This window comes from Streptomyces inhibens (assembly GCF_003389455.1).
In the GTDB taxonomy this organism is placed as follows: Bacteria; Actinomycetota; Actinomycetes; order Streptomycetales; family Streptomycetaceae; genus Streptomyces; species Streptomyces inhibens.
In genome coordinates, this window is the sequence record NZ_QUAC01000088.1 from 1 (window position 1) to 21,799 (window position 21,799).

16 protein-coding genes are annotated in these 21,799 nt (G+C 71.9%); 8 read left to right on the forward strand and 8 right to left on the reverse strand.

Annotated elements, in window-relative coordinates; translation table 11 throughout:
- Positions 1 to 645, forward strand: a 645-nt coding sequence (locus DY245_RS12135; RefSeq protein WP_128506578.1) for an MFS transporter, incomplete at both ends; no start/stop codon positions are given.
- A 136-nt stretch (positions 646 to 781) separates the two neighbouring features.
- Entirely contained in the window at positions 782 to 1,891 is a 1,110-nt protein-coding gene (locus DY245_RS12140; protein WP_128506580.1) for a sugar ABC transporter permease, read from the forward strand.
- On the opposite strand, the gene DY245_RS12145 is transcribed toward DY245_RS12140, so the two are convergent.
- The gene (locus DY245_RS12145; protein WP_128506555.1) at positions 1,881 to 3,116 is read right to left on the reverse strand and encodes an acyl-CoA dehydrogenase family protein; all 1,236 of its coding nucleotides are present in this window, start codon (positions 3,114 to 3,116) and stop codon (positions 1,881 to 1,883) included. The genes DY245_RS12140 and DY245_RS12145 overlap by 11 nt on opposite strands.
- A 142-nt stretch (positions 3,117 to 3,258) precedes the next feature.
- On the opposite strand from DY245_RS12145, the gene DY245_RS12150 reads away from it, so the two are divergent.
- Together DY245_RS12150 and DY245_RS12155 are read left to right on the forward strand one after the other, a co-directional pair.
- Positions 3,259 to 5,052, forward strand: a complete 1,794-nt coding sequence (locus DY245_RS12150; protein WP_425329375.1) for a CoA transferase — start codon at positions 3,259 to 3,261, stop codon at positions 5,050 to 5,052.
- Positions 5,049 to 6,719: a class I adenylate-forming enzyme family protein gene (locus DY245_RS12155; RefSeq protein ID WP_128506557.1), complete on the forward strand. Its 1,671-nt coding sequence runs from the start codon at positions 5,049 to 5,051 to the stop codon at positions 6,717 to 6,719. Before DY245_RS12150 ends, DY245_RS12155 begins: the two co-directional genes overlap by 4 nt.
- Positions 6,720 to 6,793: 74 nt before the next feature.
- On the opposite strand, the gene DY245_RS12160 is transcribed toward DY245_RS12155, so the two are convergent.
- Genes DY245_RS12160 through DY245_RS12170 form a run of 3 tightly spaced genes read right to left on the reverse strand, consistent with a single transcriptional unit; the run spans position 6,794 to position 9,068 of the window.
- Entirely contained in the window at positions 6,794 to 7,606 is an 813-nt protein-coding gene (locus DY245_RS12160; RefSeq protein ID WP_128506559.1) for a TroA family protein, read from the reverse strand.
- Entirely contained in the window at positions 7,564 to 8,427 is an 864-nt protein-coding gene (locus DY245_RS12165; RefSeq protein WP_128506561.1) for a metal ABC transporter permease, read from the reverse strand. The genes DY245_RS12160 and DY245_RS12165 overlap by 43 nt, the downstream gene beginning before the upstream one ends.
- Positions 8,424 to 9,068: an ABC transporter ATP-binding protein gene (locus DY245_RS12170; protein WP_128506584.1), complete on the reverse strand. Its 645-nt coding sequence runs from the start codon at positions 9,066 to 9,068 to the stop codon at positions 8,424 to 8,426. Before DY245_RS12170 ends, DY245_RS12165 begins: the two co-directional genes overlap by 4 nt.
- A 220-nt stretch (positions 9,069 to 9,288) precedes the next feature.
- Between DY245_RS12170 and DY245_RS12175 the strand changes: the two genes are divergently transcribed.
- Together DY245_RS12175 and DY245_RS12180 are read left to right on the forward strand one after the other, a co-directional pair.
- Entirely contained in the window at positions 9,289 to 10,605 is a 1,317-nt protein-coding gene (locus DY245_RS12175; protein ID WP_181923642.1) for a DUF5685 family protein, read from the forward strand.
- Positions 10,606 to 10,823: 218 nt separating this feature from the next.
- The gene (locus tag DY245_RS12180) at positions 10,824 to 12,188 is read left to right on the forward strand and encodes a pyridoxal phosphate-dependent decarboxylase family protein (protein WP_128506563.1); all 1,365 of its coding nucleotides are present in this window, start codon (positions 10,824 to 10,826) and stop codon (positions 12,186 to 12,188) included.
- Positions 12,189 to 12,237: 49 nt separating this feature from the next.
- Here DY245_RS12180 and DY245_RS12185 read toward each other — a convergent pair whose 3' ends face one another.
- Both DY245_RS12185 and DY245_RS12190 read right to left on the reverse strand, forming a co-directional pair.
- On the reverse strand, positions 12,238 to 13,059 hold the full coding sequence (locus tag DY245_RS12185; RefSeq protein WP_128506565.1) for a hypothetical protein: 822 nt from the start codon (positions 13,057 to 13,059) through the stop codon (positions 12,238 to 12,240).
- The gene (locus tag DY245_RS12190) at positions 13,059 to 14,336 is read right to left on the reverse strand and encodes a VWA domain-containing protein (protein WP_128506567.1); all 1,278 of its coding nucleotides are present in this window, start codon (positions 14,334 to 14,336) and stop codon (positions 13,059 to 13,061) included. Before DY245_RS12190 ends, DY245_RS12185 begins: the two co-directional genes overlap by 1 nt.
- A gap of 213 nt (positions 14,337 to 14,549) precedes the next feature.
- On the opposite strand from DY245_RS12190, the gene DY245_RS12195 reads away from it, so the two are divergent.
- Complete coding sequence (locus tag DY245_RS12195) at positions 14,550 to 15,401, forward strand: leishmanolysin (RefSeq protein WP_244942994.1); 852 nt, start codon at positions 14,550 to 14,552, stop codon at positions 15,399 to 15,401.
- 75 nt (positions 15,402 to 15,476) lie between these two features.
- On the opposite strand, the gene DY245_RS45210 is transcribed toward DY245_RS12195, so the two are convergent.
- Entirely contained in the window at positions 15,477 to 17,693 is a 2,217-nt protein-coding gene (locus DY245_RS45210; RefSeq protein ID WP_220377882.1) for a SpoIIE family protein phosphatase, read from the reverse strand.
- A 284-nt stretch (positions 17,694 to 17,977) separates the two neighbouring features.
- On the opposite strand from DY245_RS45210, the gene DY245_RS12210 reads away from it, so the two are divergent.
- Positions 17,978 to 19,945 (forward strand): APC family permease, encoded by a 1,968-nt coding sequence (locus tag DY245_RS12210; RefSeq protein WP_128506573.1) that lies wholly within the window; start codon positions 17,978 to 17,980, stop codon positions 19,943 to 19,945.
- A gap of 4 nt (positions 19,946 to 19,949) precedes the next feature.
- Here the strand turns inward: DY245_RS12210 and DY245_RS12215 are convergent, their stop codons facing one another.
- Positions 19,950 to 21,614: an FAD-binding oxidoreductase gene (locus DY245_RS12215; RefSeq protein WP_128506576.1), complete on the reverse strand. Its 1,665-nt coding sequence runs from the start codon at positions 21,612 to 21,614 to the stop codon at positions 19,950 to 19,952.
- Positions 21,615 to 21,799: the final 185 nt, after the last annotated feature.

The following is a 21,799-nucleotide window of genomic DNA, read 5'->3' on the forward strand; positions in this document are numbered from 1 at the left end:
GCTTCGGCGCTGGCGGCCCTGTGGGCGGCCCGCACCCTGCCGCCCGATCCGCCGCGCCCCGCCTCCGGTCCGCACGCCGCCGCGCCCACGCCCGCGCGTGGTGTGACCCGGCGGCTGGCCGTCTTCTCGCTGCTGCTGGGCTGCGGCATCGCGTCCGTCAACACCTATCTCGCGTTGTTCGGTGCGCAGCGGCTGGGGCTGTCGCCGACCGCGGCCGCGGCGCTGGTGGCCGTACTCGGCGTGGCCGGTATCGGCGGGCGGGTGGGCTGGTCCCGCAGGGCGGGGAGGCCGGGGCGGGCCGAGGCCCTGCCGGCGCTGCTGGCGGCCGGCGCGGTGGGCTCGGCGGTGCTTCTCGCCGCGTCGGTCCGCGTACATCCGCTGGCGTGGGTGGCGGCGGTGGCGGTCGGGTCGTTCGCGGTGTCGGCGAACGCGGTCTCCATGGTGGTGGTGCTGCGGAACGCCGCGCCGGGGCGCGCCGGGCAGGATTCGGCCCTGATCTCGGCGGGGTTCTTCGCCGGGTTCGCGGTGGGGCCGCCGTTGTTCGGCGCGCTGGTCGCCGCGACGGGGTACGGCGCGGGCTGGTGCGCGGTGGCGGTGGAGTTCGCGGTGGCGGCGCTGATAGCGGTACCGCTGATGCCGCGGTGGNCGGTGGCGGTGGAGTTCGCGGTGGCGGCGCTGATAGCGGTACCGCTGATGCCGCGGTGGGCCGGGGCGGCCGGTGCCGCTGGAGCGGCCGGAGCGGTCGGTGCCGCTGGAGCGGCCGGTGCTGCTGGAGCGCAAGATGCCTGAGGCGTCCGGATGTGCGGGATGGGCCGCGCCTGCGCTGGCCGCGGTGCTGGCCCGGGTCCGGGAGAGCGCGGACGAGACCGGGGCGCGGTTTCCGCTGTACGCCGACCCTGTGACCGGCGCTTGGAAGTCGACCACGCGCGGATCGTGGACGGGCGGATTCTGGGCCGGGCTGCTGTGGCTGCGTGCCCTTGCCACCGGCGATTCCGGCGACCGGTCGGCGGCCGCGGACTGCACCCGGAGGCTGGCGTACTGGGCCGAACAGGACACCGCCACCAGGGGATTGATCTTCTGGTACGGCACGGCGCTCGCCGCCGGGCCCGGTCAGGACGGCGCTGCCGCCGCGTTGCGGGACGAGGCGGCGCGGGCCTGCCTGGCCGCGTACGACCCGGAGCGCGGACTGGTGCCCTGGGGTGATGCGTTCGGCGGGCCGCGGCTGCTGGCGCGCGCGGACGGGGTGCCGGGCCTGGTTCCGCTGCTCGCGGGTCCGGCGAACGGTGGCGCAGCCGCGGCATACGGCCATCTGACACGGCATCTGACGCTCTGTCAGTCCGAGGAGCCGCCGCGCCCGGCGTGGCAGGCGGGGACCGGCGCTACGTGGACGCCGCACGCCGCGCCGCCGCCCGGATGGAGCCGTACGGTGCCCTGGCTGCTGCTGGGGGCGGCGGACGGACTGCACTGCCTGGCGGAGGACGGCGGGCTGTGGGAGGCGGTGGAGCGGCTGGCCGCACCACGGCTCGCGCCCGGCGTACCTCTCGTACCGCGGGCGCGGGAAGAGCATCCGCCGTCTCAGCCAGTTCCGTCAGCCCCATCGGACCCACTGGACACCTCCGCAGCCGCCATCGAAGCCGTCGCCCTTCTCAAACTCGCCGCCCTGGCAAGGACGACGGGCCGCGGAGCCCTGGCGGGCCGCGCGGCGGACCGGGCGCACCGGATCCTGCGGCACCTGTCGGAGGAGCATCTGTCGCCCAGGGGCGGGCTGTTGAACGGCTGCTACGACGCCGAGCACCGCCTCGCCCCGCGCCATGAGCTGATCTGGGGCGACTACTTCCTGGCGTCGGGGCTGGCGACGCTCACCGGTCTGACGGATCCGTTCACGGCGTGACGTCGTAGTCGCGCAGCACCCGCCGGGCCACCGCCGCGACATGCAGCTCGTCCGGCCCGTCCAGCAGACGGGCCGCGCGGCCCGTACGGAACAGGCCGGGCAGCGCGGTGTCCGGCCCGAGTCCGGCCGCGCCGTGTACCTGGATGGCGGCGTCGGCGACCTGTTGCAGCATCCGGGCCGCCGCGACCTTGGCCATCCCGGTCTCCAGCCGGGCGTCCTCGCCCGCCGCCAGCCGCGTGACGGCCTCGTACACCAGCGGCCGCGTGGTGCGCAGGGCCAGCAGTGAGTCGAAGACCAGCTGCTGCACCAACTGCCGGCCGGCCAGCGGGCCGGACGACTGCTCACGCGAGTTGGCGCGCCGGCACATCAGGTCGAAGGCCCGCTCGGCCTGCCCGAGCCAGCGCAGACAGCGCAACACCCTGCCGAGCCGCAGCCGTTCGCCGGCGATCCGCAGCGCCTCGCCCCGCTCTCCCACCATGTGGTCCGAGGGGACGGTGACGCCGTCGAGCTCGATCTCCCACTGGCCGCCGGCTCCCAGGACCGGCAGCTCGCGCAGCACCGTGAATCCGGGGGCGGTCGTGGGCACCAGGAACAGGGACAGGCCGTCGGTTCCGGTCCCGGCACCGTCAATACGGGCCATCACGGTGACCAGATCCGCCTCGCCGGCGCCCGTGATGAACCATTTGCGGCCGTGCAGCGTCCAGGACCCGTCGGGCCCGGCGACCGCACGGGCCGTGGTCGACGCCGGGTCCGTGCCGGGCGTATCGGGCTCGGTCATCGCGTAGCAGGTCCGCAGCGCACCGGATGTGAGGGCGGGCAGCCGCTGCTCCCGTACGGCGGGCCGGGCGTGCCGGCCGAGCATCAGCACATCGAGCAGGGGAGCGGAGCCGAGCGCGGCGGGGCCGTGGTCGCTGGCCCCCTCCACCTCGGCCAGATGCGCATACCGCGCCAGGCCGATGCCCTGCCCGCCGTATTCCTCGGGTATCGGCAGCGCCCACAAGCCGGCCTGCCTCGCCTCGTCCTGCAGCCGGTGCAGCGCGGTGCGGGCCGGTGCACCGCCGGCGTCGAGCACCGGCTCACAGGGCATCACCCGTTCCCGTACGAACGCCGCGACGCGCCCGCGCAGCTCTGCCACCTCGGGCGGACAGCCGGGCTGCCCGAGTCCGGCGGCACCGGGCGCACGGCCCGCTTCGGGTGCGCTCTCGGCGGCGTTGATGGGGTGCATGGTGCTCCTTCGCGTTCACCGGGAACTCGGTGAACCGGCAGTCCGACTTACTGGCCGTGGAGTTGGTCGGCGGCAGTCGCCGGCCGGTTCCCGCAACCACGCAGGAGATGCGGCGGAGGTGCCGCCGCGAGAGAGGAGTGCCGTGGGACACCCCGCCGTCACCCGCGCGCGCCGGCCGTTGGCCGACCTGACCGTACGGGTCGCGGGCCCGTCTGCCCTCACGGCGCCGGCGATGAGCCATCTACGGGCGCTGGGCGCCACGTTGGAGACGACCGAGGAGCCGGGCGGCCCGGCACACTTCGCGGTCACCGGCCGCCATCCGGGCGAGATCACCGCGCGTACGTCATGGGCCGACGTACTGCCGGGTGCGGACGCCGCGGACGAGGCGACAGTGCAGGCCGCCACCGGCGTGATGCAGGTGCACGGCAGGCGCCGGGGCGAGCCGCGCGGTCTGGCCGTCGACTACGCGGCGACCTGCGCCTCGGTGCTGACCGTCCAAGGCCTGCTCGCCGCCCTGATCGGCCGGGCCCGGGGCAGTGCGCACGGCGCGCACCTCACCACCGGCGCCGACCGGGCCGCGCTGCTCACCGTCTCGCAGTACCTCGCGGCGGCGAACGCGCCGGAGACCGAAGCGGTGGACCTCTCCCCGGGCGGGCCGCCCTTCACGGCCCGCTGCGGCACCCTTTTCGAACTGGAGGCACTGGACCCCGCGCCCTGGGCACGGTTCTGGCGGGAACTCGGAGCACCGGAAGAGTCGATACGTGCCGGCTGGCGTCCCTTCCAGTTCCGTTACGCCACGGCGTGCGCCCCGATACCCGAGGCGCTGCACCGCACGGCGGGTACCGCTTCGTGGGCACGGGTGCGGGAGGCCGCGGAGCTCTCGGGAGCCGAGGTGTGCCGGGTGCGGTCGCTGTCCGACCGTGCGGCGGAGGAGGCGGCCGGAGCGCCGTGGACCCTGACCCCGTACGACGGGCCGGGCAGCGCTCCGGCCGCCGGCCCCGTCCCCGAGGGCGCGCTGCCGCTCTCCGGGCTGACCGTCCTGGAGGCGGGCCGCCGCATCCAGGCACCCCTGGCAGCCCATCTGCTCGGCATGCTCGGCGCGGATGTCGTACGCATCGAGCCACCGGGCGGCGACCCGCTGCGCGGTATGCCGCCCTGCTGCTCCGGCATCTCCGCCCGGTGGCTGGCCCTCAACAGGGGCAAGCGCGCCGTACAGATCGACATCAAGTCCCCGGCCGGCCGCGCCGAGTTGCGTGAGCTGGCCGCCGGAGCGGATGTCTTCCTGCACAACTGGGCCCCGGGGAAGGCGGAAGAACTCGGGCTGGACAGCGACCGCCTGGCGGCCGTGAACCCGGGACTGGTGTACGCGTACACCAGCGGCTGGGCAGGGCGGCTGGCCGATGCCCCGATGGGCACCGACTTCATGGTGCAGGCCCGCACGGGTGTCGGTGCGGCCGTACATCCCGCCGACGAGGCGCCGGTGCCCTCCCTGATGACCCTGCTCGATGTGCTCGGCGGGCTGCTCGGAGCCGAGGCGATCCTCGGCGGACTGCTGCTGAGAGAGCGCGGCGGCCGGGGCGTACGGGTGGAATCGTCGCTGCTCGGCGCCGCCGACACGCTCACCGGGCCGGCGCTGCGGCGGGCCGCGGCCGGAGCACCACCGCGCCGCCCGGCCGGATTCCGCCGCCCCTTGGCGACCGCCGACGGATGGCTCGCGCCGAGCGACGACTCCGCGCCCGCCGCACAGGACCGGTCGGCCCGGCTACGGGAGCGGACCACGGACCAGGCGGTCGCCGAGCTGCGCGCACAGGGGCTTTCCGCCACCGCTGTCACCACCGACCTGTCGGCACTGCCGCAGGACCGCCGACTGAACGGCGCCTTCGCCCGCGACCCGCACGGCGCTCTCATCATTCCCTCGCCCTGGAGGTTCCAATGACGCCTCGGTTCCCCGACTTGGTGCCCGCCACGCTGCGCCGCACCTGGGCCGCCGCGGGGCACTGCCCCGACCTCGACCTGTACGCGCTGTTCCGGGCGCAACGGATCGCGGCGCCACACCGCGCCGCCGTGATCGACGCCCGGGGCGAGCTCAGCTACGCGGAGCTGGACAGACAGGCCCGATGTCTGGCCGCCGGCCTCGCCGAGGCCGGTGTCTGCCCGGGGGATGTGGTCGGTGTGCAGCTTGCCAACGGCCGGGAGGCGGTGGCCGCCGACCTCGCCCTGGCCGCGCTCGGCGCCGTCGCGCTGCCCTTTCCGGTCGGCCGTGGCGGGCGCGAGGCCCGCTCGCTGCTCGGTCGCTCCGGAGCCCGGGCGGTGATCGCGGCCACCACTCACCGCGGCATCGACCACGCCGCGGAGCTGGCGAAACCGGCCGACGAACTGCCGTCCCTGCGTGTGGTGATCGCCGCCGGCCCCGGCCCCGTCCCCGCCGGCTGCCTGTCCTGGGCCGATCTGCTGACCACCGGGGAGGACGCCTTCACCCCGCACCGCTGCGACCCTGACACGGCGGCCCGGATCCTGGTCTCCTCCGGCTCCGAGGCCGAGCCGAAGATGGTGGCGTACTCGCACAATGCGCTGGCCGGCGGCCGCGGCAACTTTCTGGGCTCGCTGCTCGCCGGCGACACCCACCCGCGCTGTCTGTTCCTCGTCCCGCTCGCCTCCGCGTTCGGCAGCAACGGCACCGCCGTCACCCTCGCCCGGCACGGCGGAACGCTGGCACTGCTCGACCGGTTCACACCCGAGGCCGCCCTCGACGCGATCGAGGCCCATCGGCCGACCCATGTCCTCGGCGTCCCCACCATGATCCGGATGATGCTGGAGCGCCGGCCCTCCGATGGCGGCCCGGCCGTGGCGCCGACGGCGCTGATACTCGGCGGCTCCGCACTCGACGCCGCCACCCGCCAGGAGGCGGAGCGGGCCTTCGGCTGTCCGGTGGTCAACCTCTACGGATCGGCCGACGGCGTCAACTGCCACACCGGATACGGCGAGGAGGCCGCGCCGAAGGACGGTCCGGGAGTCGCGGTGGGCCGCCCCGACCCCGCCGTCTGCGAGATCACCATCGCCCCGCTGCCGGGCGGTGCCCCGGGGGAGGCCGGTGAGATCCTCGCCCGCGGCCCCATGACACCCCTGTGCTACGTCGGCGCTCCCGAGCTGAACATGCGCTACCGCACGGCGGACGGCTGGGTGCGCACCGGCGATCTGGGTCTGCTCGACGCCGACGGCACCCTGCACGTGGTCGGCCGGCTCAAGGACATCGTGATACGCGGCGGGGCCAACATCAGCCCCGCCGAGGTCGAGGGCGAGCTCTCCGCCCACCCGGACATCCGCGACGTGATCTGCGTCGGGGTGCCCGATCCGCTGATGGGCGAACGGCTCGCGGCCTGCGTGGTGGCACGGGCCGGCCGGGAGATCTCGCTGGCGAGCCTGACCGCCCATCTCGACGCGTGCGGGGTGGAACGCCGTAAGCATCCGGAACGGCTGCTGCGGCTGACCGGAGATCTGCCGCTCACACCCGCCGGCAAACCCGACCGGGCCGCACTGCGCGCCCGGCTCGCGAGCGCCGAGGCCGTCCGGAGCGCCCCGGCCGAGCGGGCGCAGGCGGGCTGATACGACGGTGGAGGGGCCGCCCGACGGGCAGCCCCTCCACCACACACCCCACGGTCACCGGACCGCGCCGCCGCTCAGGACGCCGAGAAGGCCTTCTCCATCTGCGCGGCGGCCTTGCGGTAGACCGCCTGCAGATCGAGGTCCTTGCCGGGGTAGTTGGCGATGTCCACCTGCTTGGCGCCGGATCCGGGCAGCACGGTCCCGGTCGACATGTTCTCGTTGTCGAGGACGAACTGCGGCTTCTTCGCGGTCAGTTCGGACAGCTGCCCAGCGGTCACCGCTTCCGGACCGTACGTTCCCACCAGCCGCGCCCCCGCCAGCTTGGCGGCCCAGGTGGTGAACATCTGCGCCGTCACCGCGGGAGCTTTCCCGCCGGGCCAGGTGGCCTTCACCTGCTTGGCGAGGGTGTCCCACTCCTTGGTCAGCGACGCGTTCCACCGGGCGGCCGCCTTCTGGGTGCCGAACGCCTTCCCCAGCCGGGTCACATTCGCAGACGTCTTCGCGGGCGCGTTGTCGAGTTCGAGCTCGATCATCTTGGCCTTGGAACCCGCCGCCTCCTTGATGCGTCCGGCGAAGGGTTCGAAGGGCGAGTAGAGGACGAAGTCGGCGTCGGCCACCGCGGTCAGATCGGTCGGCTTGAGGTCGTAGTCCGGCGCATGCCGGATCGACGGCGGGACGATCGAGGTGACGTTCTTGGCCCCGGCGGCCTTGGCCAGCGCCGCCTCCCAGCTGGTGGTGGCGACCACCACCGGGCCGGACGAGGCCGATCCGGATTTGCCCCCCGGCTTGTCCGCCGAGGTCTTCCCGGAGTCGCCGCATCCGGCGATCAGCAGCAGTCCCGCGGTCAGTGCGGCGAGGGGACGGACGAGGACGCGGACACGCGCCATGAGGAGGTTCTCCGTTCGGGTACGAGATGAGCCACGAGGGCGACGGCCCCCGCGACGAGAACAAGGACCGGGCCGGGTGGCAGGTCCCAGGCGAGAGCGGCGAGAAAACCGACCACGTTCACCACGAGGCCGATGCCGCTCGCCCACAACGTGATCGACAGCAGGGAGCGTCCGATGCGGCGGGCGGCGAGGGCCGGCAGCAGGGTGAGGGCGTCCACCAGCAACGCTCCGGTCAGCCGGATCGCCCCCGCCACCGCGACGGCCACCAGGACCAGCAGCAGCACGGTCAGCCGCTGGACCGCCACACCGGAGCACCACGCCAGTTCCCGGTCGTGCAGCAGCAGCGCCAGATCGCGACGGCGCCAGATGAACAGCGCGGGCACCAGCACCGCCAGCACCGCCAGTACGGCGAGATCGGCCGGCCGCACCGCCAGAATCGATCCCCACAGCAGCGCGAAGGCGCCGTTCGCATTCACCCCGGACAGCGCCAGCATCAGCAGCGCGGCAGCGATGGCCAGACTCATCAGCAGGCCCATCGCCCCCGACAGACCGTCGGGGGTACGGGCCAGCGGCGCGACCCCGGCGCCCGCCAGCGCACAGGCCAGCAGCGCACACAACACCGGGTCCACACCCAGCAGTTGACCCAGCGCAATACCCAGCAACGCGACATGCATCATCGCGAACCGCACCGGCATGATGTCCAGACCGACGATCACCACGCCCACCACGGGCAGCCCCAGAGCCGACAGCAGCAGACCGGCCCCGGCGCGCTGCACGGGGACCAGCTGCAGCAACTGACCCACCTGGTCGAGCGCGTTCACCGCACCTCCCGCAGCCGTCCGGCGGCCATCTCCAGCGTCCGGTCGCAGCGCGCCGCCATCGCCCGGTCGTGCGTCACCACGACAACCGTCACCGGCAGGCTCGTCAGGACCTCGGCGGCTTCTTCCTGCCCCTCGAAGTCCAGCGCCGCCGTCGGCTCGTCGGCGAGCAGCACCCCCGCCCCGGCGGCCACACAGCCCACCGCCCGCGCCAGGTGCATCCGCTGCAACTGCCCGCCCGACAGCGAACTCAGCGGACGGTCCGCCAGCTCGCCCACCCCCAGCCGCCCGGCCGCCTCCCCGGCAGCCGCCGGCGCGCCACTGCTCGCCAGCAACTCCCGTGCCAGCAAAGGGAAACGCCCTGCGGCCGGCCGCTGCGGAATCCAGGCGCACGCCCGTCGGCGCCAGGCCCATTCCGCCGCGGTACGGCTGCCCCGCCCGCCGACCAGGATCTGCCCGTCGACCTGCCGGTGCAGCCCGAGCACCGCACGCAGCAGCGTCGTCTTGCCCGACCCGTTCGTCCCGGTCAGCGCGATCCGTTCACCGGCGCCCACGCTCAGATCGACCCCGGCCACCGCCTCCAGACGGCCGTGCCGGCACACCACGTCGCGAAAATGTAGGTCGAGCCCACCTGATCTGCTCATCCGCCCGGCCGCCGGGGGCCGGGCCCGCTCGTTGCTCTGCTCCACGGTCGAGTAGTCGGATCGACGGGCCGTTGAGTTCCCGGCAGGATCCATTCGGGCCGGGCGAGGGGCGTGCGTCCAGGTCAACGGCATGATGGGTACGATTTCCAGCCGCTGCCGGCCCATGCCGGTCCATGCAGAAGTACGCCGGCCCGCGCCGACGTTTTACGGGGGTTTTCACGTGTTCGGAATCGTCAGGCCCTGCACCCACCGCCTGTCCCAAGGGCTCAAGGCGGAGTGGATGGCTCATTTGTGCGGTCTCTGTCTCGCGCTGCGCGGTGATCACGGGCAGTTCGCCCGGGTCGTCACGAACTACGACGGCCTGATCGTCTCCGTCCTGACGGATGCTCAGTCCGCCCACGCGGCGGACGGCCGCCGCACCGCCGGGCCCTGCCCACTGCGCGGGATGCGGACCGCTTCGGTGGCGAAGGGGGAGGGCGCACGGCTCGCGGCATCGGTGTCCCTGGTGCTCGCCTCGGCGAAGATACGTGACCATGTCGCCGACCGGAACGGACTGCTGCGCCGCCGGCCTGTGGCGGCTGCCGCGCGCAAGGTCGCCGCGGGCTGGGACCGGGCCGGGGCGCGCACCGGCGCCACGCTCGGCTTCGACACCGCCGTACTCGTCGACGCGGTCGACCGGCAGGTAGGCATCGAGCAGCTGGCCGGCCCCGGAACTCCGCTGACGGTCATCACCGAACCGACCGAGACGGCCACCGCCGCGGCCTTCGCCCACACCGCGGTGCTGGCCGGCCGTCCGGGCAATGCCGTACCCCTGGCCGAGGCCGGCCGGCTCTTCGGACGGCTGGCCCACCTCCTCGACGCCGTGGAGGACCGCGCGGCGGACGCCGCCGAGGGCGCCTGGAACCCGCTCACCGCCACCGGCGCCACCACCGCACAGGCCCGCAGGCTGTGCGACGACGCGCTGCACGGCATCCGACTCGCGCTGCGCGATGTGGAGTTCACCGACTCCGCCCTGGTGCATGTGCTGCTGGTGCACGAACTGCGGCGGTCGGTGGACCGCGCCTTCGGTACGGCCGCCTGCGCCCACCAGGGGTACGGGGCGCCGGAGCCGTACGACGGCCAGGGCGGCAACCCGTACGGGAACGGATACGGCCAGCCTCCTCAGTACGGTCAGCCTTCCCAGTACGGTCAGCCGCCGGCCGGCGGCCCGTACGCGCACGGTCAGCAGCCGCTGAACAGCCCGCAGCATCCGTACGGCGGCGGCCCCGTACCGCCCGGCGGTCCGGGCGGCGGCCACGGTGGCGGCTCGGGCGGCGGGGAAGGCGGAATGCCGCACTTCCCCCCTCAGCCGAAGAAGCCCCGCGGGTTCCTCGCCGGCTGCGCGGTCGCCATCGGGCTGTGCTGCACCTGCCAGCTCTGCTGCGCGGAGAAGTACGAGGGGCCGTGGTCGCGCAAGAAGCACGAGGGGTGCTGCCGGGACTGCGACGGTTGCGACGGTTGTGATTGCTGCGACTGCTGTAGCTGCTGCGACTGCTGATCGCCGGCCGGGGCGGGTGCGGACGCCGCGCCGGCCGCGACCGGCGAACTCGGGCTGCCGAACTCAGGCTGCCGAACTGAGGCCTGTCGTAAGGCACTTGGGGCATGGGAGGGGGCCTTGACCGGCCCAGGCGCGCTGGCTAGCTTATTTGGAGCCAAACGGTCGGGGGTGCGGGCGCCCCCCATCATCGGCGACCGGCACTGACATGAGGAGCCCCCATGGATCTGCGCCACTGGCTCGAAGCGGCCGTGACCTCCCACGAGGACTGGGCCGGCGGCTTCGGCCAGTTCCCCCCGCATCCGTCACTGGGGGTCGATGACGCACGGTTCGCCGCCGCGTTCGAGACGTTCGCCGAGCGCCTCAAGGACAACTACCCGTTCTTCCACCCCCGTTACGCCGGACAGATGCTCAAGCCGCCGCACCCCGCGGCCGTCGTCGGATACCTCACCGCGATGCTGATCAACCCCAACAACCACGCACTGGACGGCGGCCCGGCCACGGCGCAGATGGAGCGCGAGGCCGTCCAGCAGCTCGCCACGATGTTCGGCTACGACACACACCTGGGGCACCTCACCACCAGCGGCACCCTCGCCAACCTTGAGGCGCTCTTCGTGGCCCGGGAGCTTCACCCCCGCGACGGCATCGCCTTCAGCACCGAGGCCCACTACACCCACGGCCGTATGTGCCGGGTCCTCGGCGTGGCAGGCCACCCGGTGCCGGTGGACGACGACGGCCGGATGGACCTCGACGCACTGGAGAATCTGCTGCGGACGGAGCGCATCGGCACCGTCGTACTCACCGCCGGCACGACCGCGCTCGGCGCCGTCGAACCCCTCCACGAGGCGCTGGCGCTGCGCGAGCGGTACGGCGTCCGCATCCATGTCGACGCCGCCTACGGAGGGTTCTTCACCCTCCTCGCCGGCGCGGACGGCCCCGAGGGCCTGCCCAAGGCCCCGTGGCGGGCGATATCCGAGTGCGACTCGATCGTGGTCGATCCGCACAAGCACGGGCTCCAGCCCTACGGATGCGGCGCAGTCCTCTTCCGCGATCCGTCCGTCGGCCACTTCTATCTGCACGACTCGCCGTACACCTACTTCACCTCCGAGGAGCTGCACCTCGGGGAGATCAGCCTGGAATGCTCCCGGGCGGGCGCGGCCGCGGCCGCCCTGTGGCTCACCTTCCAGCTGCTGCCACCCACCCCGGACGGCCTGGGGCAAGCCCTCGCCGCCGGACGCCGTGCCGCGATCCACTGGGCCCAACTGATCGAAGAATCCGAGCACCTGGAGCTCTACCAGGCCCCGGAACTCGACATCGTCAGCTACTTCCCGGTGACCGAACCCCGCACCCTGTCCCGTCTCGACGAGGCCTCCGGCCGGATCCTGCAGGCAGGTATGGCCGACACCGACGACCCGGTGTTCCTGAGCACCCTCCGCATCGGGGCCGACCGGCTGACCACCCGCCACCCGAAGCTCACCGCCGACACCGACGGCGCCCGGGTCCTGCGCAGCGTCCTCATGAAGCCCGAATCCGAGGGGTATGTGGAGCACTTGCACCGCCGCCTGGAGCAACTGGCCCGCGCTTGAAGGAAGAACCGGGGCGGCAACGGCACCGTGCCGTGGCCGCCCCGGTCGGTCAGGCGCCCGGCGGGACCCGCGACGGGCGGCCGGATCCGCGGGTGAGCTGGTAGCCCGCGATGCCCGCGAGGGCGGCGAGGATGCCGCCCGCCGCCGTCCAGAGCCAGCGGTCGGACCACCGGCCGGAGGACCAGCCACCGTCCGGCTCGTGCGCGGCCGCCGTCTTTCCGGGGGGCGTGCTCGCGTCGGCCTGGGGTGTTGCGGTGGAGGCGCCGGGTACCAGGGGAGCGGCGAGAGCGCCGTCCACGGCATGGGCGCCACCCGTGTCGGCCGTCGAGGCCCTGACCTCGGCGCGCACCGGCAGGCCCAGGTCTTCCTGCGGCAGATCGACGACGGTCAGGCGTATGTAGTAGCTGCCCGGCAGGGGGTCGTTCGCCCAGGGTTCCGCCCAGGAGCGGACCGTACGCAGGGTGCAGGACAGCTCGACGGAACCGGCGTCCTTGGCCGCCGCCTTGGTCTGGGCGCCGTACATGCACGCCTGGCGGCGGCGCAGCCCGTCATAGACGTCGAGTTGCCAGGTGGCCGCGCCGTGCCGGGCGGACTCCGGCAGCGTCACCTTGGCCTTGACCGTGGCGCGCTGTCCCGCGTCCACGGGCAGCACCCAGTAGAGGTAGTCGCCGGTGGAGGCGCCGGCGGTGGCCGGCTGGTCCGGTTTGATGGCGGTCGCGGTACGGAAAGAGGTACCGGCCTCGGTCGGGCCGGCCGCATCCGCGCTCGCGCTCGGGCTCGGTGTATCGGTGTCGGCGAGGGCCGTTCCCGTCATGGCGAAGAGGCCGGCGCCCGCCAGGACAGCGGTCATCAGTGTGCGTACGGTGCGCATCAGTTGGTCCTCCAGACGGTCACGCGCCAACGGGAGATCCAGCCCCACACGAGACCGGCCAGCAGCCCGGTGAGCACCAGCGCGCCCAGCAGCCACCAGCCGTGGCCGAGGCCGAAGGAGGCCGCGTCGGAGGCGTCGTCGGGCCCGTCCACCAGGTCGATGGCCAGCTCGACGGGCAGGCCCGGGTCGGTCTTGACCGAGGCGGGTGCCGAGAAGGAGTTGCTGACCTGCAGGCAGACGGTCTCCGCCGTGGGCTTGCCGTCCCCGTCGGCGTCTTCGAGCGGCGTTTTCGGATAGCGCAGCCCGGAAGAGATCACATCCGTACGGCCGTCGCCGGCCTCGGAGCCGCGGACGATCTCCCGGCCGTGCACGGTCGAGGCCCGCAGCAGGACCCCGTAGTCGTTGTTGACCGCGCGGTCGGCCGCGATACTCACCGAGGCGCGCAGTTCCTGGCCGGCCGGTACCTCCACCCGGTACCAGCGGTGCTCGGCGAACTTCTCGCGGTCGCTGTAGAGACCGGGCTTGAGCGTCGGAGCCTTGGCGCACTGCTGGGCGCCCTCGGTCGCCACCGGAGTGACGACGGGATCGGCGGCCCGGTCCACCAACTGGTGTACGCGGTCGCGGAGTTCCTTGGTGTGCTGCACCGAGGTGTAGGTGCCACCGGTGGCCTCGGCGATACAGCTCAGCTGGCTACGGGTCTTGGCGTCGGGCAGCAGCCCGAGGGTGTCGACGGTGAGATGGATGCCTCGGGCGGCGATGTCCCGGGCCACCTGGCAGGGGTCGAGCGGGGCGCAGGTGTCCTCGCCGTCCGTGATGAGGACGATCCGGCGGGTCGCGTTGCCGCCCTTGAGGTCGTCGGCCGCGCCGAGCAGGGCGGGGCCGATGGGTGTCCAGCCGGTCGGGGTGAGCGTGGCCACCGCGGTCTTCGCCTCGGTCCGGTCGAGCGGACCGACCGGGTAGAGCTGCCGGGTGTCCTTGCAGCCGACCTTGCGGTCCTCGCCCCGGTAGTTGGCGCCAAGGGTACGTATGCCGAGCTGGACGTCGTCCGGTACGGCGTCCAGCACCTCGTTGAAGGCCTGTTTCGCCGCGGCCATCCTGCTCTGCCCGTCGATGTCCCGCGCCCGCATCGAGCCGCTGACATCGAGCGTCAACTCGACCTTGGGGGAAGACTTCGCATCCGGTTCATCGGCGGCGACGGCGGGTGTGGGAAGAAGCGCGACAGTCATCGCGGCAAGCAGCCCGCACACCCCGGCCGCCAGCCGTTTTCTTGTGATCATCGCCGGATCGTATTGAGAAAACCTCCGCGCTCCAAAACGCTCCTCGGCGCGCGCATCGAGCGGGCCGCCGCGTGGACCAGGGAGGAGGTCGCCCGTCCCCCGACGACAACCGCCGCGGTGCGAAGTGGTTGCCCTGTCTACAACGGCCTCCTTGGGTAGCGTTGTTTAGAGACATGAGCATGGCCGGCTGAGATAGGAGCGGTAGCCATGAGAATGACGCTCGAATTCAGGACCTACCGCGCCGTGGCCGACGCACGCCGGGCCGAGACTCTGGCCAACACCACGTCGCCCTTCACCATCGAGGTGCGTTTCCTGGGTGGCCTCACGGACAGCCAACAGGACGTGTTCGCCGCGGCCGCCGAGCGCTGGACCGACGTCATCGTGGGCGATCTGGAAACCGCGGTCGTCGGAAACGATGTCATCGACGATGTGCTGATCGAGGCCGAAGGCGTTCCGATCGATGAGGCATTCGGCATTCTGGGAATGGCCGGGCCCACCGATATCCGAGGCGATTCGGCGGCCTCGGGGGCAGGGCTCCCCGCCAAGGGCATCATGCGGTTCGACACGGCGGATCTGGCCCGTATGGAGGACGACGACACGATCAACGACGTCATCGCGCACGAGATGGGCCATGTGCTGGGCATCGGGTCCATCTGGAGCGAATTCGGACTTCTCAAGCATTTCCCCGGCACCAATCCGACGTTCGTCGGACCCGGCGCCATGCGGGAGTTCGGCACGCTCGTCGGATCCGAGGGAGCGGAGCCGGTGCCGGTCGCCAATGTCGGCGGAGAAGGAAGCGCCGGGAGCCATTGGCGCGAAGCGGTGTTCGGGATGGAATTGATGTCTCCGCAGATCGGTGAAGCGGGTAACCCCATGAGCCGGTTGACGGTGGCAAGCCTCGGAGACCTCGGGTACGAGGTCGATATGGACGCGGCCGAACCCTATGAACTCCCCGACTTCCTCAAGGCGGCACGGGCCGGCAACGGCATGCCGCACACCGCTCCGAACGGGCGGGGCATGATGCTGCCGACTTTGCCGACCCGGGTGCGGCCCGGAAGGCCGTAGTCCCGTCGGTACGTCGGTACGTCGGTACGTCGTATTGCGGAGCCCCGTAGCCCCGGTGTCAGGTCAGCCCCGGTGTCAGGCCGCGGTGAGAACCAGCGCGGCCTGATCGTCGGGGGTGGAGTCGCCCGCGAAAGCGGTGACCGCGGCCGTGACCGCATCGATGAGGTCGGCGGACGTGGGGGACGAAGTGGGGGCGGCGAGGGTCCGGGGGGCGACAAGGGCAGCGGCCAGGCGGTCGTCGTCGAAGAACTCGCCGTCGGCGGAGCGGGCCTCGGTGATGCCGTCGGTGACCAGCACCAGACTGTCGCCCGGATACAGATGGACGCGGCACGGGGTGTCGTTGAACTCGCGGTCGATGCCCAGGAGCCCGCCCGGGTGGGCGAGTTCCTCGACCGTGCCGTCGCCGCGGCGCACGAGCGGGGGCACATGGCCGGCGCGCATCAGGTCCACGGTGAGGTGGGAGGCGGTGCGCCGTAGTTCGCCGTAGACGAGCGAGACGAAGTAGTCCGCGCCGACGAAGTAGTCCTGGCCGGGGGTGCTCTCCGTCAGTGCGTCGTTGATGGCGGCGACGACGGCCGCCGGATCGTTCAGGAGACGGGCGGCGGCGCGCGCGGTGTGGCGGACCATACCGGTGGTGGTGGCGGCCCGCGCCCCGCGCCCGCACACATCGCCGATCATGAGCGCCCAGCGGTCGTCGGCGAGCGGGAAGACGTCATAGAAGTCGCCACCGACGTCGAGCCCTTCGCCGGCGGGGTGGTACGACGCGGCCAGATCGACGCCGGGAATCCTGGGCAGTTCGGGAGGCAGCAGACCGGCCTGCAGATCGCGGGCGAGCCGGACGCGGTCGGTGAACTGGTGGGCGTTGTCCGCGCTGGAAGCGGCCCGGCGGGCGAGCTCCTCGGCGAGGGCGATGACATGGCCGTCCAGGGGCCGGTCGGTGGCCAGGAGGGTCAGTACGCCGAAGGTGCGGCCGCGGGTGGTCAGCGGCACACACACATAACCGGTGGCGCCGGGCTGCGGGCCGCGGCCGCCGGGAGCGGCGTCGGCACGGTACGTCTCGGTGGTGCCGGCGGCCAGGACACGAGCAACCGCCCGGTCGACCTCGTCACGTGTCCCGGGGGTGGTGAGGAGGTCCTCCGCGGCCCGGCCGGCGGCGGCCACGGCGATCCGCCGGGTCCGGCCGTCCTCGACGACATGGACGAGGCACAGGGGCGCCAAGGTGGGCACGGTCAGCCGGGCCATGCACTGGAGGCAGTCGAAGTAGTGCGGCTCGCGCGTGATGGCGGTGCTGGCGTCCAGCACGAAGGCCAAGTCCTCCCGGGCGGCCTTCTCCCGCTCCCGCGCGGCGTGGCCTTCCTCCACGGCGCGGTGGCGTTCGATGGCCAGGGCGGCGGTGCGGGTGAACGCGGCGCTGAGTGCCAGGTCCTTGTCCTCGGGTGCCTTGGGCGTGCGGTGGTACATCGCGAAGGTGCCCAGCAGCTCACCGTCCGTGTCCAGGATCGGCGTGGACCAGCACGCCGCGAGCCCGGCCTGCCGCGCCAGGTCCTGGTAGCCGTCCCACCGGGGGTCGGTGGCGATATCGGTGACGATCACCGGCGCGCGCAGATAGGCGGCCGTGCCGCACGAGCCCACGCCGTCACCGATGGCGACCCCGTCGATCGCCTCGTTGTAGAAGGCGGGCAGGCTCGCGCCGGTGCCGTGCCGCAGGTGCAGGCCGTCGGGGTCGGCGAGCAGCACCGAGACGATCGTTTCCGGGGCCAGCTCCTCGATGGCCCGGGCCATGCCGCTCAGGATCTCGGGCAGCGGGGCGTCCCGCGCGATTTGCTCCAGCAGAATGCGCTGCTCGGCGGCGAGGAGCTGGGCGTGGTGGTACGCGGTGGTCTCCACCGCGATCACGATCACCCCGTCGACCCGGCCGACCGCGTCGCGCCGGGGCTCGTAGGTGAAGTCGAAGAACCCCTCCCGCTCGGCCCCCGGCGCACCGAGCACCAGCCGCCCACCCCGGGCCCGGTACGCGGTGCCGGTCCGGTAGACCTCGTCCAGCCGGTCGAGAACGCCCTGCGGACCCAGCTCCGGAGCCAGCTCTCCGATCGGTTCGCCGGTACGGCTGCGATCGTCGCCGAACACCTTGAAGAACGCCGGATTCGCTGCCTCCAGCACATGTCCCGGACCGCTCAGCGCAGCGAAGATCACCGGAGCCTGATCGAACAGGTCCTCGTACTCCTCGCCCCGTAGGGCCACGGGCCTGGGATGGGCGGTGGCCGAGCCGAGGCGGTCGGACTGTAGGGACATGACAGGCCGCCCTCTCTGGCAGTCGTCGAACGCGCTGTCGAGTCCTCCCCCCACTCTGACACACCGCCCTACGGATTCCGAGATGTTAAATGTTGAATGAAATGCGGGTGGCTGCCCGTTGGACGCCCCGGCGCTCACCGCGGCAACCGGGTGCGCGTCCGCGCGTCGAAGACACGAACGCGGCGTGCCGACGCAGGGCCACGGCGACGACGTCCGGATTACGTACGCTGACCTGGCCGTCTCGTCGATGGCTGGATGCTTTCGCGGCACGACAGGAGCGCACGATGGCCCCCTCCGCCCCTGCGGAGTCTTCCCTGGCCGCAGCACGCCATCGCCTGCGGGCATGGATGCTGGAGGGCCTGGCCGACATGGCCAAGCACCACCCCGGTCCGCACGCCGGGCCGCAGAGCGCCCACCGGGGGCAGCGGTGGTGGCGGGTGATGTGCCTGACGGGCGTGGACTACTTCTCCACCCTCGGCTATCAGCCGGGCATCGCCGCCCTGGCCGCCGGGCTGCTGTCGCCGATCGCCACCATCGTGCTGGTCATCGTGACGCTCGCCGGCGCGCTGCCCGTCTACCGGCGGGTGGCCAAGGAGAGCCCGCACGGCCAGGGTTCGATCGCGATGCTGGAGCGGCTGCTGTCGTTCTGGAAGGGCAAGCTGTTCGTACTGACCCTGCTGGGCTTCGCCGCCACCGACTTCCTCATCACCATCACCCTGTCGGCGGCCGACGCCGCCACCCACCTCGTGGAGAACCCGCACGTCAGCAGCGCCCTGCACAACCAGCAGCTGGTCATCACCCTGATCCTTGTCGCGTTGCTGGGCGCGGTGTTCCTCAAGGGGTTCCTGGAGGCGATCGGGGTGGCGGTCGTGCTGGTGGGCATCTACCTCGGGCTCAACGCGGTCGTGGTCGCCGTCGGCCTGTGGCATGTCCTCACCGCGCCGCATGTCATCCCCGACTGGTCCCATGCGCTGACCACCGAGCACGGCAACGTCCTGGCCATGGTCGGAGTCGCCCTGCTGGTCTTCCCGAAGCTGGCGCTGGGCCTGTCCGGTTTCGAGACCGGCGTGGCGGTCATGCCGCACATCGAGGGCGACCCCGACGACACCGAAGCGCGCCCCACGGGTCGGATCCGGGGCGCGAAGAAGCTGCTCACCACCGCTGCCGTGATCATGAGCGTCTTCCTCATCATCACCAGCTTCATCACGACCCTGCTCATCCCGGAGGACGCGTTCAAACCGGGCGGCACGGCCAACGGGCGCGCCCTCGCCTACCTGGCCCACGAGTACCTGGGCTCCGCCTTCGGCACCGTCTACGACATCTCCACCATCGCCATCCTGTGGTTCGCCGGCGCCTCGGCCATGGCCGGCCTGCTGAATCTGATGCCCCAGTACCTGCCGCGCTACGGCATGGCGCCCCACTGGGCGCGGGCGGTGCGCCCGATGGTGCTGGTCTTCACCCTGGTCGCCTTCCTGGTGACCTGGATCTTCAACGCCGATGTGGACGCCCAGGGCGGCGCCTACGCCACCGGCGTACTGGTCCTGATCAGCTCCGCGGCGATCGCGGTGACCATCGCCGCCCGGCGCGCCCGGGAACGCCGCTGGTCGATCGGCTTCGCCGTGATCTCCGTGGTGTTCCTCTACACGACCATCGCGAACGTCATCGAACGCCCCGACGGTGTGAAGATCGGTGCCTGCTTCATCGCCGGCATCATCCTGCTGTCGTTCCTCTCCCGCGTCGCCCGCGCCTTCGAGCTACGGGTGACCAGCGTGGTGCTCGACGACATGGCCGAGCGGTTCATCCGCGACATCGCCCACCGCAAGGTCCGGTTCATCGCCAACGAGCCCGACCAGCGCGATCTGGCCGAGTACCGGGACAAGCTCCAGCAGATCTGCACCGACAACGACCTCCCGGCCGGGGACGACTTCATCTTCATCGAGGTCACCGTCGGCGACCCGTCCGAATTCGAGAGCGAGCTACGGGTACGCGGCGAGGTGATGCACGGTCGCTACCGCGTGCTCTGTCTGGAGAGCTCCACCATCTCCAACGCGCTGGCCGCCCTGCTGCTGCATGTGCGGGACGTCACCGGAGCGCAGCCGCACATCTACTTCGAGTGGACCGAAGGCAACCCGTTCGCCCAGTTCCTCCGGTTCTTCCTCTTCGGCCAGGGCGAGGTCGCCCCCGTCACCCGTGAGGTCCTCCGCGAAGCCGAACCCGACCGGGCCCGTCGGCCCAGGGTCCACGTCGGCTGACGGCTCAGCGGGTGAACGGCTGGACGGACTGCGCGTTGCGGAAGACGTTACGCGGGTCCCAGTACTCCTTGGTCTCCTGTAGCCGCCCGTAGTTGTCGCCGTAGTAGAGCAGGTGCGAGGGCTGGCCGGAGCGGTTCCACTCGGGGTCGTCGAGGTCGGTGTCGGGGTAGTTGATGTAGCACCCGTCGGTCACCGTCTTCGCCGTCGCACCGGCAGCGGTGCCGGCCGGCGACAGAATCGGCACACCGCCCGTGTCCTTGTAGACATCGCGGTAGAACTCGCGGATCCAGCGCAGATGCGGTGCCGCGATCGACGCGTCGACCTCGGCGTCGTGAGGGTCGGCGACACCGTCCTTGTTGGAGTCCTTCTCCCAGCTCCAGTACGTCTGGTACTGGAGCTTCAGCACGGAACTGCGCTGGTAAACCGCGGTGTCGTCGCTCTCGGGGAGGTTGATCGCGCCCCCGTAGGAGTCGACCTGGAGCAGCGCCTGCGGATTCTCGTAACCGTCGCGTGTGAGGTGGCGGAAGATGGCGTTGAGCATCGGCTCGGTGAAACCGCGCGTCATGTACGCCGACTTGTATTTGCCGCACTGGTTGTCGCCCGAGCCATTGAGCGTCTGGGTGGCGGTGAGCCAGGGCAGCCGGGTCGGCACCTGCAGTCCGCCCATGGGCGCGTGCTCGCCCATGCGCCGGTCCAGCGGTGTCGGGTCGATGCGCAGATCCTTGGTGATCCACTTGAGGAAGGCGGTGAGCCGCTCCACGCTGTCCGGCCTGGTGGCGTCGAGCTGGGTGATCAGACCGACCTTGCCGTTGGCGCGTTGGGTCAGCTTCAGCAGGGTGAACATGTCGCTGTAGTCGCCGCGGAGGGACTTCGGGAGCTCCTGTGTGTTCTCGCGCTCGAAGAACAGCCCGTAGTTCCGCACCAGCGACTTGAAGCGCTCCGGGTGCTTCTTGAGTTTCTCCCACGGCCAGGCCACGGCATGGAGCAGCACTTCGGACGGGGGCTTGGGCAGCCCCTTGAACCAGAAGCGGGTGACCACGCCGAAATTGCCGCCGCCGCCACCGGTGTGCGCCCACCACAGGTTCCGCAGTTCCCGCTCGGGTGAGTCGCGGCGTGCGATCACGACCTCCGCGTGCTGACCGTCGCGGACGACGACGACCTCCACCGCGTAGAGATAGTCCACGGTCAGACCGTGCTGCCGGGACAGCAGTCCGTACCCGCCGCCGGTGACATGTCCGCCGGCGCCGACGGAGTAGCAGGATCCGCTGGGGAGCGCCACGCCGAACGGCGCGTAGAGATGCGTGGCGACATGCCAGTTGTTCGCCCCGGCCTCCACGCAGTACGCGCCCATCTCCTGGTCCAGATAGGCCCGGTCCATCTGCCCGAGGTCGAGGATCACGCCCACGTCGTCGCCGCAGACGAAGTTCTCGTAGCAGTGGCCGCCCGACCGGACCGTGATCCGCCGATGGAGACTCTCGTCGGAACGGTGGCCCGCGAGATATTTGTTGAGCGCGGCGACGACCTCGCTCGTCGAGCTGACCACCGACACATAGTCAGGTGTCGCGATGAAGCGCTGGTTGAAGCCTCTTCTCAGGGCCTCGTAGCGGGGGTCCCCGGGCACCACCTCGGTGCCGCACTCGGTTCCGGCCCTGGTCAGGCTCACAGTCATCTGATCTCCCTGTGACGGAGCGGCAGCACGTGTACGGGGCCGCACCGTCAGGCTGTCGTGGCCAAAGGGAGCGCGACAGCCGCGGAAGCCCGTACGGGTGACGCTTGACGCGGACACCGTCAGCAGAGTGACGGCGGGGTGCGGAGCAGCCTCAGTCGTCTGCTCCGCACCCCGCCGGCAGCGGC